Here is a 255-nt window from a genome sequence, read left to right on the forward strand (position 1 = left end):
AGCTTATATTTCTGGAAATGGATGGATAGATAAAACATTTGCTGATGGCATGCGAAAATGCTTACAAAATGAATATTCTTCTATTTATATTATTAATCTTCGTGGTGATATCCGAAAAAATATAAAATCAAAAGAGCTATCAAAGGAAGGAGGCAATGTTTTTGGTTCTGGAAGCCAAAATGGAATAGCTGTAACGATTTTTGTGCGCAATCCAAATAAAAAACAACCGTGTAAGATTTACTATCACGACATTGG

1 protein-coding gene is annotated in these 255 nt (G+C 32.5%); it reads left to right on the forward strand.

The window, feature by feature from the left end; all coding sequences use genetic code 11:
* Positions 1-255: hypothetical protein (locus BN338_RS10565; RefSeq protein WP_039762563.1), on the forward strand; the 255-nt coding region annotated here is incomplete at both ends.

Source organism: Bartonella queenslandensis AUST/NH15 (assembly GCF_000312585.1).
GTDB lineage: Bacteria > Pseudomonadota > Alphaproteobacteria > Rhizobiales > Rhizobiaceae > Bartonella > Bartonella queenslandensis_A.